This window comes from Halobaculum marinum, assembly GCF_029338555.1.
Lineage (GTDB): Archaea > Halobacteriota > Halobacteria > Halobacteriales > Haloferacaceae > Halobaculum > Halobaculum marinum.
In genome coordinates this window covers 2,563,510-2,577,232 of the sequence record NZ_CP119989.1, presented here as the reverse complement: position 1 = coordinate 2,577,232, position 13,723 = coordinate 2,563,510, and the positions used below count along the sequence as shown (strand labels likewise).

The window sequence follows — 13,723 nt, the reverse complement described above, 5'->3', positions numbered from 1 at the left end:
GACGCTACACCCGACAGTCACCGCTGTCGACGACGCAGTCCGATGGCACCAGACACCGATCCCACACCGGCGCCCGACGACCGAATTCCCGACGAGCAGACGCGCCGGGCCGCTCTCCGTGCTGGAATCGCCCTCTACACCGCCGGCGAGTACCACGCCGCTCACGACCCGTGGGAGGGCGTCTGGCTCGAACTGCGGGCCGCCATCGACGAGGCGGCCTGCGGAGCCCCCGACGCCGCAACGTCGCCTGACGGGACACTCGTCCGCGACGAGGCGCTGTTCCACGCACTGATCCAGTTCACGGCAGCACAGCACCACGCCCGCGAGCGCAACTGGTCGGGTGCGACCGGCCTCACCGAGAGCGCCCGCGAGTACCTCGCTGGCCTCCCAAACGACTACCGCGGCGTCGACGTGGCTCGGGTGCGGACGGCACTCTCGCGGCTGGCTGCCGACCCCGAGCGCGTCGAACGGGGTCCCGCGCCACCGCTCGCGCACGAGGGCGAACGCGTCGCCCCCACGTCGCTGTCGCTGGACGCCGCGTCGCTGGCGGCCGAGGCGCTCGCCGAAGAGTACGGCCTCGACGAATCGGTCGTCGCCGACGCCGGGCGGTACGCCCGCGAGGAGGAGACGGTCGGCCGGTCGCGATTCGCCGCGCTGCTGTTCGACCTGCTTCGGGTGGACACGCCACAGGAGCGACGGCTGGTGTACGACCGGCTGTCGGGACTGGTCGATCAGGAGCGCCGGAAAGAGGAGGACGTCGAGGGGTTATTCTGAGCGGCGAGGCGACGACACGCCTACGCGGAGTCCGGTTCGGCCTCTTCCTTCGGTTCGCCTGCGAAGGTGAAGTCCGCCGAATTGTCCTGCGGGTCGTAGCCGAGCACGTCGCGGGCGCGCTCGATGGAGTAGTACTTGCGGTCGTTGTCGGAGATACCGTACACGATCTCGTAGTCGTAGTCGGCGGTGAGACAGCAGTCGAACAGGTGCGCACAGTCGCGGTGGGACAGCCACATCGCCTGCCCGCGCTCGTACTCCTTCGGCGGGTGCCCCTTGGTGAGGTTGCCGATGCGGACGCTCGCGACCGCGATGTCGTGGTGGTCGTGGTAGTAGCGTCCGAGCGTCTCGCCGGCGGCCTTGGAGACGCCGTACAGGTTCGAGGGTCGGGGGAGTTCCGACCCGTTCAGGCGGAACTCGTCGTCCTTGCGGTACATGTCGGGCGTCCGGTCGTCGGTCTCGTAGGCGCCCACCGCGTGGTTCGAGGAGGCGAACACGAACCGGTCGACACCGGCGTCGGCGGCGGCCGCGAGTACGGTCTGGGTGCCGTCGATGTTGTTCGTGAGCACGGAGTCCCACGGGGCGTTCGGTCGGGGGTCGCCGGCGAGGTGGACGACGGCGCCGACCCCCTCGACGGCCGCGCGCATCTCGGCCTCGTCGGTCACGTCCGCCACGACCACGTCCTCGGTGGCGACGCCCGACGGTAGGTTCGCGTCCGCGAGGGGTTCGCGGTCGAGGAGTCGCCAGTCGTACGCCTCGCCGATCCCGGCGAGGATCGCACGCCCGACGCGGCCGCCAGCGCCCGTGAGCAGCACCGGTTCGTCCATTCGGTCGGTGTTCCGACGAGCGCGGGTAAGTAAGGTGCGGTTCGCGGGGTCCCGGGTCGCCGTACTGACACGTCGGCGCCGACGACGGGACCGACAGCCACGCCCGGTACGACTTTCCCCGCCCGTCGCGACCGCCCAGTATGGTCACCGACGCCCAGCAGGCGTGTTTCGAAGCCGGGATCAAGTTCGGCTCGCTGTACCACCAGTTCGCCGGCACGCCGGTGTCGCCCCGGAGCACGCGCTCGCTGGAGACAGCCATCGCCGAGTCGATCGAGAACCAGCCGTTCTGCGAGTCGGTGACGGTCGCCATCGACGACGACGCCGTCGCCGCCGACATCGCCCACGACAACGGCTACACCGAGTTGTCGGGCCACCTGATGCAAGTCCAGATGCGGATCGTGTACGAGGGCGTCACCGTCCGCACCCGCATGGAGATGGAGGACGGCTACCCGCTGATGAAACTCGTGGAGGTCATCGACGACGGTACCGCCGACGCGTGAGCGGCGGCACCGGCAACGCGTGACCGGCGGGAGCGATCGACCGATCGACCGATCGACTCCGACGGCTGGATGCCCGTATCCGAGCGGCTCGGGTGACGAACCGCGGGATTTCACTTTCACTTTCGGGCGACCGTTTAAGAACGTCCGCCGAGACCTTCGAGTATGCCACAAGCGACCTTCGACGACGACGACCTGTTCGGGGAAGCGGCCGACGAGATGCGCGCGGACGTCGAGGCACACCTCGCGAACGCGAAGGCGACGCTCCCGACGGCGGACGCGGTGTGGGACACGGAGGCGGACAACGTGCTCGGCGCGCTCAACGGCCTCCGCTCGGCCCTCGACACGGGCGACGCCGTCGAGGAGCTCCGGCAGGCGAAGAAGCAGTACGTGATGGGCGAGCGCGCCGGCGCGTTCGAAGACGACGAGGAACTCGCCGAAGAGATCGAGTCGCTCCAGGAACTCGTCGAGACGCTGGAGGAGGCCCACGAGCAGGTGGGCGACCTCGCGAGCGTCGTCCCGCAGATCAAAAGCGACCTCGAGGACGCCCACGCCGACGGCGTCGACGCCGAAGCCGACGGTGAGGAGGAGGCGGAGGCGTAACGCGACGCACGACGACGACTCCACCGACTCGGTCCCCCTCGTCAGCGTCGTCTCCCCCTCCCACTTCTGGGTCGACTACCGTTCGCGCTCGCTGACCGCGCCCGCGACGTCGACGAGCGCGTCACTCGCCCGGTCGAGCAGCTCCTCGCCGAGCGCGGCGTCTCCCTCGGTTGGGTCGCCGACGACGCCGTTGTCGCTGAACTCGTCGCTGTCGTGCGCGAGGTTGACGCCGCGGACCCACTCGCCCCAGCGGTCGCTCCCGCCGTCGCGAGCCTCCTCGACTCGGTCCTCGTGGACGAGGTCGGGCGCGACGTGGCGCAGCAACGCCGTCTCAAGTGGACCGCCGTGGCCCATCCGGCTCGAGTGCTCGCCCACCGCCTCGAACCACGTGAACGACACCGCGTACGCGTCGGTCGCCTCGTCGCGCGAGACGCGGCGGGCGACCTCGGCCAGCGCCTCGACGTTGCCGCCGTGCCCGTTGACGAGCACGACGCGGCCGACGCCGTGGAACGCGAGGCTCTCGACCGTCTCGCGGACGTACGCGCGGAAGGTGTCGGGCGACACCCACAGTGTGCCGTCGAACGCGCGGTGCTCCTCGGCGACGCCGACGTGGACCGGCGGTGCGACGAGGAGGTCGCCGTCCCGTCCGTCGTCGTCTGCCCACTTCGCGGCCGCCGCGTCGGCGACCGCCTGTGCCGTCAGTGCGTCGGTGCCGAGCGGGGCGTGCGGGCCGTGTTGTTCGGTGCTCCCTACGGGGAGCAGCGCCGCCGCGAGGTCGGCGTCGCGCACCTCGGTCCACGTCGCCTCCGAGAGCTGCATACCCCCGCGTGCGTCCCGGCCCGACTTGTACCCGGCTATCGCGGCCAGCCACGGTCCGTCGGAACCGACGCCCGCCCCTGGGTTCCGTGGGGGTTATGACCGGCGCGGCCCAACGCGAGGCTAATGGGTATCCTGGAGGACAAGGACAACGCGCGGCTGTTCTACAAGTACTTCTCGCGCGTCTACGACACGATCAACCCGTACATCTGGGACGACCGGATGCGCAACCAGGCGCTGGAGTGGTTCGACGCCGACCGCGACGACCGCGTGCTCGACGTGGGCGCCGGCACCGGCTTCGCGACGGAGGGGCTGCTCAACCACGTCGACGAGGTGTACGCGCTCGACCAGTCGCGGGGGCAGTTCTCGCAGGCGTTCAAGAAGTTCGGCAAAGACGGGAAGGTCCGCTTCCACATGGGCGACGCCGAGCGCCTCCCGTTCAAAGACGACAGCTTCGACAAACTGTGGTCGTCCGGCTCCATCGAGTACTGGCCCAACCCCGTCGAGGCGCTTCGGGAGTTCCGCCGCGTCGTCAAACCCGGCGGCACCGTGCTCGTCGTCGGCCCCGACTACCCCAAGCTGAAACCGTTCCAGAAGCTCGCCGACGCGATCATGCTGTTCTACGACGCCGAGGAGGCCGAGGAGATGTTCCAGGCCGCCGGCTTCGAGGACACCCGCCACTTCATCCAGCAGCGCCACCGCGGCACGCCCCGCGCCATCACGAGCGTCGCGACCGTCCCCGAAGACGGCGACGGCGCCAGCGACGACGCCGATGTCGCTGACGAGGCGACCGAGCCGGCCGAGGAACCGACGACCGCCGACGACTGATCCGGCCGCGGTCGGCGCGGCGTTCGTCCAGTCGACACCGCGATTGTCCCGCCGATTCCTCACCACTCCGCGACTCCTCGCGGGGGGAGTCACGCTCCACCGGACACGGTCGCCGTCACCAGTCGTCGACCGTCCCGGTAGACGGTCACCTCCACGCTCGTACCCGGTTCGATCTGCGGTCGGTTCGTCCCAGCGAGCGCGAACGAGGCGGTCTCCCCGGCCGTCCAGCGCGGGTCGGCGGCGCTGTTGAACGGTCCCGTCGGGCCGCTGCGGAACCCCCGCTGTGCGAAGAACGGCACCGACGGCTGGTGGCGCAGTGGCGTCCCGTCGACGGCGACGACGACGCGGAGGGTCCGCACGTCGAGCGCGTCGCCGCCGGCGTGGGTGAGCGTGACGGTGGCGCCGGAGACGGACACGTCGACCGCCGCCACCGGTGCCGGTTCGGCGGGTGTCAGCGCGAACGCGGCGCTCGCGACCGTCGCCGACAGTGCGACGGCGGCGGCAACGAGCACGGCGACCCCGACGACCGACGCGTTCGCGCGGGCGAGCGGTCCACGGCGTCGTGACGGGCGAGCCATCGACGGTGCTGGTCGCGTGTTCGGTGATAAATGCTCGCCGACGGCGGCCCCGTCTCGGCCCTGGGTCGCGACGCTGACTCGCTCACTCCGGCGGCTCGGCGCTGGCCGACCCGCCGTTCGAGTCGAGCGTCTCCGCGACCGTCTTCGGTTCCGTCGGAGCGACGGAGACGAAGGACACGTCGGTCGAACCGACTTCGACCACAGTGACGACGAACTCGCCGCGCGGCGAGACGGTCCAGAGGACGCCGTCGTCGCCAGTCGTCCCGACCTCGGTGCTCGCGCCGTCTTCGGGCTGGATCTTCACGACCGCGTCGATGGGGTCCCCGGTGGCCGGGTCGACGACGGCGACCCGCAGTGGCCCGCCGGGGAACGTTCGGTTGACGACGAGTGACACGTCGAGCGTCCGCGTCGCCGTCGGCCCGTGCTTGATACCGCCGAGGTCGATCTGCTGGTGTTCCATGAACACCTGTTCGCTCCCCCCGCCGACGAACGCCGTCAGCGTTCCGTTGGGGTACTGGAGGGTGGAGATGAACGTCCCGCCGGAGCCGAGGGTGGCGGCCTCGCCGCCCGCCGCCGCCCATATCTCGGGGTAGCTCTGTGCGGTCACGTTCTGTGCGGTCACCTCGTCGATACCGCGGGTGTCGCGGCTCCGGAGGTCGCCACGGAACGTCTCGCGGACGTACTGGCCGTCGACGACAGTCGAGAGCGTGACGCTGTGTTCGGTCGCCGCGACGTACACCCGCGTCGAGGCGAGGCGGTCGCCGGCGAGCGCGTTGGCGGATCGCGACCGGACCGGGCCGTCGAACGTCCGGAGATCAAGTTCGAGGCGCGCGACCCTGTTTCGGTCGACCGAGACGTCGTCGCTGCGCTCGGCGAGTCGGCTCACGATGCGCACGCGCTCTGCGAGCACGTTTGCCGACGCTCGGACTTCGGCCAACTCGACGAGCAGTTGTCGCGCAGAGATGTCGCCGTTCGCGTAGCTGGCGATCGCCGCGCGCCGCTCGCTGTGGAGGGTGATCACGTCTTTCTCGACTTCGTTGAGGCCGTCGAGGATCTCCTTTTGTCGCTCGTCGCTCGCGTTCGCGCCTTCGATTCGTTCGCGGAGAGCGATCGTCTCGATCCGAGCGGCGGAGCTGTTCGCGTCGAGCGCCGTCGCGGTTCCGGCCTCGATCGTCACCACGTCCACGTCGGCAGTGGCGGGTTCGCTCTGGTTGAGTTCGAGCACCCGTATCGCGCCGGACGCGTTGTGTTCGATCGTGGTCGCAGTCGCGGTGACCGCGTCGGGCGCGGTCGCCACGGCGTCGGCGTCGCCTCGCACCGTGGCCGACGGTGGGGCGGGTGTGCCGACCCCGACCGCGGCGAACACCAGGAGGGCCGCGAGGAAGACGGGGATGACTCGCATCTGTGAGGAGTACCGGTTCATCCGATAAAAAACCGCTCCACACGGGCGACCGACCCGACGGACCGCCCGACGCCGGAGCGAAATCGCCGGATACCGTTCCGTTATCGACCCCGATGGAAAGTGTTTTGCCAGAACGCCAAGAGTCGATGACATAGCATGCGGTACGCCGCCCTCCTCGCCGCGCTCGTCGTGCTCCTCTCGGTCGTCGCCGGCCCGGCAGCGGCGCTGACGGGGTCTGGCTCCGTCCCCGCGCCGGCGACCGCGGAGCCGACACCGCCGTCGCGACTGGCCCCCGCGGGCCCTGCGGCGACGGTGGTCGGGACGCCGCGGACGAACTTCTCCATCTCGTTGCGCGCCGACTCCGCAGCCGAGTGGACCGTCGAGACGACGATACCGCTGTCCGACGAGACCGACCGCGCGGCGTTCCGCGAGTACGCCAGCGAGTACGAGAGTGGCGACGCGAGCGGCGGTCCGTCTATCGACCTGTTCCGCAACGCCGCGGCCCAAGCGTCGGAGGCCACCGGCCGCGAGATGGCGATCAGTAACGTGAACCGGTCTACGGTCCTCCGCAACCAGACCGGTACGCTGCGCCTCCAGTTCACGTGGGAGGGCTTCCTCGCCCAGGGCGAGAACGGGACGCTCGTGCTCGGAGACGCCTTCGAGACGCCGAACAACGGGACGTGGCTCGGGTCGCTGTCGGACACCCAACGCCTCGTCATCGTGCCGCCCGAGGGGTACGAGGTGAGCGACGTCTCCGACGGGTTCCGCCGCTCGATCAACGACCGGCGGATCATCGTCGAGGGGCCACAGACGTTCGAGGCTGGCGACATCGAGATCGCGTACGCCTCGACCGAGGGCGGACTGAACCTCCCGGTCGCCTGGATCGTCGGCGGGGGCGCGGTGCTGCTCGTGGCGGTCGCCGCCATCGCCTACCGGCGTGGCGGCCTCCGCGCGGCGGACGTGGTCGTCCCGAACGTGACCGTCGGCGACGGGGAGGGAGACGCCGGGGCCGCCGCGAACGCGAATTCGACCGCTGGCGACGCGTCGGCGGACGCGGCCGCCGGTGTGTCCGAGCACGTCCCCGGCGGGAAGGCGACGCCAGACGCAGGCACCGGCGCCGCGGCGACGGACGCAGACGGCGCCATCGCGGGCGAGGCGACGGCGGTCGCCGACGACGGGCACGACGCCACGGAGGACCTTGAACTGCTCTCGGACGAGGAGCGCGTCGAACGCCTCCTCGAACAGAACGGCGGGCGGATGCGGCAGGGAGACATCGTCAGCGGCACCGGCTGGTCGGACGCGAAGGTGTCCCAACTGTTGTCGGCGATGGCCGACGACGGTCGGATCGAGAAGCTCCGCCTCGGTCGCGAGAACCTGATTTCGCTGGCCGACGAGTCGGCGGACGACGGCGACGACGAGTCGACCGCCTGAGCAACCGTCGGCGCCCGCGCGGTCGTCGCCGCTGGCGGTTCCGAAACTGTTTACCGCGGACCACGGCAACGTTTGCGCGATGAAGATCCTCGTCACGGTCAAGGAGGTCGCGGAGGCGGCCGACGACTTCGAGATCGACGGGACGGACATCGGGGAGCAGTACCTCGAGTACGACCTCAACGAGTGGGACGACTACGCCGTCGAGGCGGCCGTCCAACTGTCTGAGGCGTACGACGACGTGGAGACCGTCTCCGTCACGATCGGTCCCGAGCGCTCCGAAGAGACGATCCGAATGGCGCTCGCGAAAGGCGTCGACCGCGCGGTCCGCGTGTGGGACGACGACGTCGCCGCCGCCGAGTTGGACGTGGCGGCGAAGACGCGGCTCCTGTCGGCGGTCATCGCCGAGGAGGAGCCGGACCTCGTGCTCACGGGCGTCCAGGCGGCCGACGACGGCTTCGGCGCGACCGGCGTGTCGCTGGCCGACGACATCGGCTTCGACTGGGCGGCGGTCGTCAACCACCTCGAGACCGAGGACGACCTGTCGACGGCGCACGTCCACCGCGAGTTGGAGGGCGGCATCGAGGAACTGACCGACGTGGACCTGCCGGCGGTGCTCACGATCCAGACCGGCCTGAACGAACCTCGCTACGCGAGTCTGCGCGGGATCCGCGCGGCCCAGAGCAAGGAGATCGCCGAGTACGGACTGGACGACTTGGGGCTCGACGCCGACGCCGTCGCCTCCCCCATCTCGCGCACCGCGATGTACGAACCGGAGACGGAGTCGGACGCGACGTACTTCGACGGCTCCGCCGAGGAGCAGGCCGCACAACTGGCTGACGTGCTCCGGAACAAGGGGGTGGTGTCCGAATGAGCGACGTGCTCGCGGTCGCCGACCACCGCCGCGGCGCCGTGCGCGACGTGAGCGTCGAGATGGTCCGTGCGGGTCGCGAACTCGCCGCCGACCTCGGCGGCGACCTCCACCTCGCGGTCATCGCCGGTGACACCGACGCGCTCGCCGAGACGCTCTCGCTCGACGGTGTGGACGCGATCCACACCGTCGAGGCGGGCGCGGAGTTCAACCACGACCTGTACGCCGGAGCCACGGCGGCGCTGTTCGAGGAGCTGTCCCCGACGGCGCTGCTGATGCCCAACTCGGTCAACGGGCTCGACTACGCGCCGGCGGTCGCCAACCGCCTCGACCTCCCGCTGGTCGCCGACGCCGTCGGCCTCGCGTACGACGGCGGACTGGAGGCGACCCGCGAGATGTACGCCTCGAAGGTCGCGACCACAGTGGAACTGAGCGAGGAGCCGTTCGCCGTCACCGTCCGCGGGGGCGAATGGGCCGCCGTCGAGGAGCGCGCCGACGTGCCCGTCGAGGCGTTCGACTACGAGTTCGACGAGAGCGCCTCCGGCGCGCGCGTCCAGGGCTTCGAAGAGGTCGGCGCTGGTGACGTCGACATCGCCGACGCGGACTTCCTCGTCTCCGTCGGGCGCGGCATCGAGGAGGAGGAGAACCTCGAACTGATCGAGGAACTCGTCGAGGCGACCGGCGCGACGATGTCCTCCTCGCGACCAATCGTCGACAACGGCTGGCTCCCGAAGAACCGGCAGGTCGGTCAGTCCGGCAAGCAGGTCACTCCCGACGTGTACCTCGCCATCGGTATCTCCGGCGCCGTCCAGCACGTCGCCGGGATGAAGGGCGCCGAGACGATCATCGCGATCAACACCGACCCGAACGCACCGATCTTCGACATCGCCGACTACGGCATCGTCGGCGACCTGTTCGACGTGGTGCCCGCGCTGATCGAGCAGTTCGAGTAGATCGGTCGGCGTCGTCGGGGCCGTGACGAATCCCGGCGGTCGAGCGCCCCGTCGCCGACCCTCGTCCCTTCCACACCGCCGAGTCGAATCGCCCCCACCCGACGTGCAGACAGCCGTCTGCTCCGAGTGTCGCCCGTCGGATATATACGATAACTATCATGCATTTTCATTACGCCCTTACCCGGAGGGACCGTCGTATGGGTGATCCAGCGTCGTTCGAGACCGTTTCGTCGGGTGTTGATGGGTTGGACACGCTGTTGAACGGCGGGTTCGTCGGCAGTCGGATGTATCTGGTTCTCGGGGCGCCGGGGACCGGGAAGACGACGCTCGGGATGGAGTTCCTCGTCGAGGGTCTCGACAACGACGAGCGGGTGCTGTTCGTCCACGGCGAGGAGTCGCGCGAGAACCTGCTGACGAACGCCGCGGCGTTCGGCCTCGACCTCTCGGAGGCCGACTTCCTCGACGTGGGTCCGGAGTCGGAGTTCTTCAAGCGGTCGCAGACGTACGACATCGCGCAACCCGTCGACGTCGACGAGTTCTCGATGATCGCCGACATGCGCGAAGCGATCGAGCGACTCGACCCCGACCGCATCCTCATCGACCCCATCACCCAACTGCAGTACATCGAGCCGACGGAGTACCAGTTCCGCCGGCGGATCATCGCGTTCATGCGCTTCCTCAAGGGGCGGGGGACGACGGTCGTCGCGACGAAGACCGCCAGCGACCAGATGGAAGATCAGCTCATGTCGCTGAGCGACGGGGTGATCTCACTCGAGACGGGCGTCGAGGGCGGGCGAATCTCCGTCCCCAAACACCGCGGCGTGGGGCAACAGGACGGGACCCACGGGATGGAGATCCGAGAGGCGGGCATCGACGTGTACCCCGCGCTCGTCCCGGGAGACCACTCGCGAACGTTCGACCCGGAGCCGCTGTCCTCGGGAGAGCCGAACCTCGACAAACTGTTGGCGGGGGGACTGGAGGAGGGGACGGTGACGATACTCAGCGGTCCCTCGGGCGTCGGGAAGTCCACGACGGCGACGGCGTTCCTCGCGTCCGTCGCGGCGGATGGCGGGGACGCGCTGGCGTACCTGTTCGAGGAGTCGCTGGCGCTGTTCAGCTACCGTGCGGAGTCGTTCGGCATCCCGATCGAGTCGCTACGGGAGTCGGGCCGGCTCACGATCGACACGATCGAACCGCTGAAGCAGTCGCCCGAGGAGTTCGGTCGCCTGGTGCGCACCCAGGTGGAGGCGCGCGACCCGACCCTCGTCGTCATCGACGGAATCGAGGGGTATCGCACCGCCATCAAGGGGGACGAGGAGGCGATCGACCTCCGGCGGAAGCTCCACGCGCTCACCCGCTTCCTGACCAACATGAACGTCTCCGTAATCTTGATCGACGAGCGGAGCGAAGTGATGGGGCTTCCGCGGCCCACCAGCGCGAACCTCAGCTACCTCGCCGACAACATCGTGTTCCAGAACTTCTTCGAGCACAAGGGTGAGCTTCGACGGGCGGTCGGCGTGTTGAAGAAGCGGGTCGGCCCCTTCGAGACGCGACTCCGGGAGTTCGAGATCGGTGGAGACGGGCTCTCCGTGGGCGAGCCGATTCAAGACATGCAGGGAGTCCTCGAGGGGTCGCTGCAAGTCGATGACGCCTCCGATCACGGAGCGAAATGAGCGCCGAACCGCCCCGGGCGACGATCCAACTGTTGGTGGCCGAACGGGGGAACCGCCGCGCGCTGGCGTCGATCCTCGGGTCGTACTACGACGTGACCGACGAGACGGACATCGCGCAAGCCGACCCCGACCTGATCCTCGTCGACGACAGTTCCTTTCCGGCCAACCGGGTCGCGATCGCCGCCCACAAACGGGCCACGGCGCCGGTGCTGTGTCCCGTGTTGCTCGTCCGCCGAGAGCTCTCGTCGGTCTCCGTGACGCTCCCCGACCCGGTCACGGCAGAACCGCCGATGCTCGTCAACGAGGTGACCGCCGCCCCGGTCGACCGGCAGTCGCTGCTCCACACCGTCGCGAACCTCCTGACCCAGCGGCGACAGACGATCAGCCTCCGCGAGCAGGCGATGCGGATGGAACGCTTCTCGCGGACGCTCCGACACGAACTGCGGAACCCGCTCAACATCCTCACCGGCTACCTCAGGCGGGCCCGCGAAACCGGCGAGGTGGAGGCGTTCGACAAGTGCACCGACGCGCTCGACCGGATGAACCGGATGATCGACGAGGCGCTGCTGTTGATCGAGACCGACCGCGATCGGATCGACACGACCCGACTCTCTTTGGCCGCGCAGGCCGAGGAGAGTTGGGGCGCCGTTTCCGACCGGGGAGCGACCCTCCGAACGCCGGCGGACGTCACCGTGGTCGCCGACGAGTTCCGGTTGAAACAGCTCTTGGAGAACCTCTTTCGGAACGCGGTCGAACACGGCGCCGGCGACGCCACGGTGACGGTCGGCCCGCTGGCGGACGGCTTCCACGTGTCCGACGACGGCTCCGGGATCCCGGTAGACCGACGGGAAGTGGTCCTCGAGGAGGGGTACACGACAGCCAGGTCGAGTTCGGGGCTCGGGCTCGCCGTCGTCTCGGCGGTCGCGGCCGCCCACGACTGGGACCTCACGGTCACCGAGTCGGCCGACGGCGGCGCCCGGTTCGAGTTCAGGGGCGTCGACACCGAGTGAGCGGCGGGGCGACGCTCGGTTTGGCCGGCGAACACCGCGGGGACTCCCGGGCGTTCGATCCGGCTTCCGGTACCCTCTTTTCCGCCCGGCCCCGACTGTCGGTAGATGGAGTATCTGGAGCGTCGGGTCGCGATGGCCAACGAGCGCCTCGCCGAGGTGACGGGTGCGGTCGAGCCGTCGGAACTCGGCGACGAGATCGAACACGTCGCGCTCGCGGGCGGCAAGCGCGTCCGCCCGACCGTGACGCTCCTCTCGTGTGAGGCCGCCGGCGGCGACCCCGAGGACGCGGTCGACTTCGCCGTCGGCGTCGAACTCGTCCACAACGCGTCGCTGGTGATCGACGACATCATCGACCGCTCGGACGTCCGCCGCGGCACGCCGAGCGCGTGGGCCGAGTTCGGCTACGGCCCCGCTATCGTCGCCTCCGACGGGATGCTCGGCGAGGCGTTCCACCTGTTCTCGACGAACGAGCAGGCGATGCAGGTCGTCGCCGAGGCGATGGTGGAGCTGGGCGAGGGCGAGGCGACCGAGTTGGTCGCCAAGCCGACGAACGAGGCGGAGTACATGACGCTGGCGCGCCGCAAGACGGGCGCGCTGTTTCGCGCCGCCGCCGAGTTGGGGGCCGTCGCCGCGGGCGCCGACGGCTTCACGATCGAGTCGTTCGGCGAGTACGCAGAGCGGGTCGGCGTCGCCTTCCAGATTCGCGACGACGTGCTCGACGCGACCGCCGACGCCGACGAGTTGGGGAAGCCGACCGGCGTCGACGAGGCCGTCGACCGACCCTCGCTGTTGCAGGTGACGGATCTCACACCCGCGGAGGCCGACCAGCGCGCCCGCGATCAGGCGGACGCCGCGCTGGAGGCGCTGGAGACCGCCGGAATCGGCGAGTCGGATGCGCGTGGGTACCTCCGGGATCTGGCGGAGTTCGTCGTCGTGCGGGAGCGATAGCCCGGTGTGGACACCTCGGTGAGGTCGACTGTGATCGGCACGCCAGTAGTCGATACCACCAGCTCCGACCCCGTCGACACTGACTCGGGACACTGCTGGGTGGCTCACGGACGAAGCTGACTCAAACTCTGGGCTACTGGGAACGCAACCCGACGCTTACTAGCCGAGTATGGACGACTGTCGTCGACCAAACACGGGTCTACTCCACGTCTCGTCCGAATACGCTCGTAATAACAATCCTCACACCACGTGTCGGCTCAAGCGCGATGGACCGAAACCACGTTACAGAAGAAGACGAGGGGAAAGCAGTGGTCGACTCCGTCGGCCAGAAGATCGGAATGGTCACGGAAGTGAAAGACGGAACCGCGTACGTAGACGCCGACCTGGGACTCACCGACTCGGTCCGATCGAAACTCGGCTGGGGTTCCGCTGACGAAGACGACTACATGCTCGACGAGAACCGGATTCACACCATCACCGACGACGAAGTTCGACTCAAGGACAGTTTCTGAGCGCTG

General features: G+C 69.2%; 15 protein-coding genes. 11 read left to right on the top strand and 4 right to left on the bottom strand.

From position 1 onward, the window contains the following. Window positions 1-42 precede the first annotated feature (42 nt). Window positions 43-774, top strand: a complete 732-nt coding sequence (locus P0R32_RS13370; RefSeq protein WP_276237526.1) for a DUF309 domain-containing protein — start codon at window positions 43-45, stop codon at window positions 772-774. A gap of 20 nt (window positions 775-794) precedes the next feature. Here the strand turns inward: P0R32_RS13370 and azf are convergent, their stop codons facing one another. Then, complete coding sequence (azf, locus tag P0R32_RS13365) at window positions 795-1,598, bottom strand: NAD-dependent glucose-6-phosphate dehydrogenase Azf (RefSeq protein ID WP_276237525.1); 804 nt, start codon at window positions 1,596-1,598, stop codon at window positions 795-797. 140 nt (window positions 1,599-1,738) lie between these two features. On the opposite strand from azf, the gene P0R32_RS13360 reads away from it, so the two are divergent. Both P0R32_RS13360 and P0R32_RS13355 read left to right on the top strand, forming a co-directional pair. Then, a complete protein-coding gene (locus P0R32_RS13360) occupies window positions 1,739-2,098 on the top strand; it encodes a dihydroneopterin aldolase family protein (protein WP_276237524.1) in 360 nt (119 codons plus the stop codon). Between the two features lie 162 nt (window positions 2,099-2,260). Beyond that, window positions 2,261-2,698 carry a DUF5790 family protein gene (locus P0R32_RS13355; protein ID WP_276237523.1) on the top strand — a complete coding sequence of 146 codons (438 nt, stop codon included), beginning with the start codon at window positions 2,261-2,263 and terminating at the stop codon, window positions 2,696-2,698. A gap of 75 nt (window positions 2,699-2,773) precedes the next feature. Here the strand turns inward: P0R32_RS13355 and P0R32_RS13350 are convergent, their stop codons facing one another. After that, window positions 2,774-3,517: a creatininase family protein gene (locus P0R32_RS13350; protein ID WP_276237522.1), complete on the bottom strand. Its 744-nt coding sequence runs from the start codon at window positions 3,515-3,517 to the stop codon at window positions 2,774-2,776. Between the two features lie 123 nt (window positions 3,518-3,640). Here P0R32_RS13350 and P0R32_RS13345 point away from each other — a divergent pair, with 123 nt between their 5' ends. Next, window positions 3,641-4,342, top strand: coding sequence for a methyltransferase domain-containing protein (locus P0R32_RS13345; protein WP_276237521.1), 702 nt, complete (start codon window positions 3,641-3,643; stop codon window positions 4,340-4,342). Window positions 4,343-4,431: 89 nt separating this feature from the next. On the opposite strand, the gene P0R32_RS13340 is transcribed toward P0R32_RS13345, so the two are convergent. Continuing rightward, a complete protein-coding gene (locus tag P0R32_RS13340) occupies window positions 4,432-4,920 on the bottom strand; it encodes a type IV pilin N-terminal domain-containing protein (RefSeq protein ID WP_276237520.1) in 489 nt (162 codons plus the stop codon). Between the two features lie 82 nt (window positions 4,921-5,002). Next, window positions 5,003-6,322 carry a DUF7096 domain-containing protein gene (locus tag P0R32_RS13335; RefSeq protein ID WP_276237519.1) on the bottom strand — a complete coding sequence of 440 codons (1,320 nt, stop codon included), beginning with the start codon at window positions 6,320-6,322 and terminating at the stop codon, window positions 5,003-5,005. A gap of 156 nt (window positions 6,323-6,478) precedes the next feature. Here P0R32_RS13335 and P0R32_RS13330 point away from each other — a divergent pair, with 156 nt between their 5' ends. The 7 genes from P0R32_RS13330 to P0R32_RS13300 all read left to right on the top strand — a co-directional run bounded on the left by P0R32_RS13330 (window position 6,479) and on the right by P0R32_RS13300 (window position 13,717). After that, window positions 6,479-7,753: a helix-turn-helix transcriptional regulator gene (locus P0R32_RS13330; protein ID WP_276237518.1), complete on the top strand. Its 1,275-nt coding sequence runs from the start codon at window positions 6,479-6,481 to the stop codon at window positions 7,751-7,753. A gap of 79 nt (window positions 7,754-7,832) precedes the next feature. Further along, window positions 7,833-8,624, top strand: coding sequence for an electron transfer flavoprotein subunit beta/FixA family protein (locus tag P0R32_RS13325; RefSeq protein ID WP_276237517.1), 792 nt, complete (start codon window positions 7,833-7,835; stop codon window positions 8,622-8,624). Next, a complete protein-coding gene (locus P0R32_RS13320; RefSeq protein WP_276237516.1) occupies window positions 8,621-9,574 on the top strand; it encodes an electron transfer flavoprotein subunit alpha/FixB family protein in 954 nt (317 codons plus the stop codon). Before P0R32_RS13325 ends, P0R32_RS13320 begins: the two co-directional genes overlap by 4 nt. Before the next feature lie 197 nt (window positions 9,575-9,771). Beyond that, window positions 9,772-11,247: an ATPase domain-containing protein gene (locus P0R32_RS13315; RefSeq protein WP_276237515.1), complete on the top strand. Its 1,476-nt coding sequence runs from the start codon at window positions 9,772-9,774 to the stop codon at window positions 11,245-11,247. Further along, window positions 11,244-12,257 carry a sensor histidine kinase gene (locus tag P0R32_RS13310; RefSeq protein WP_276237514.1) on the top strand — a complete coding sequence of 338 codons (1,014 nt, stop codon included), beginning with the start codon at window positions 11,244-11,246 and terminating at the stop codon, window positions 12,255-12,257. Before P0R32_RS13315 ends, P0R32_RS13310 begins: the two co-directional genes overlap by 4 nt. Window positions 12,258-12,362: 105 nt before the next feature. Beyond that, window positions 12,363-13,205: a polyprenyl synthetase family protein gene (locus P0R32_RS13305; RefSeq protein WP_276237513.1), complete on the top strand. Its 843-nt coding sequence runs from the start codon at window positions 12,363-12,365 to the stop codon at window positions 13,203-13,205. Window positions 13,206-13,471: 266 nt separating this feature from the next. Continuing rightward, the gene (locus tag P0R32_RS13300) at window positions 13,472-13,717 is read left to right on the top strand and encodes a DUF8593 domain-containing protein (protein WP_276237512.1); all 246 of its coding nucleotides are present in this window, start codon (window positions 13,472-13,474) and stop codon (window positions 13,715-13,717) included. Window positions 13,718-13,723: the final 6 nt, after the last annotated feature.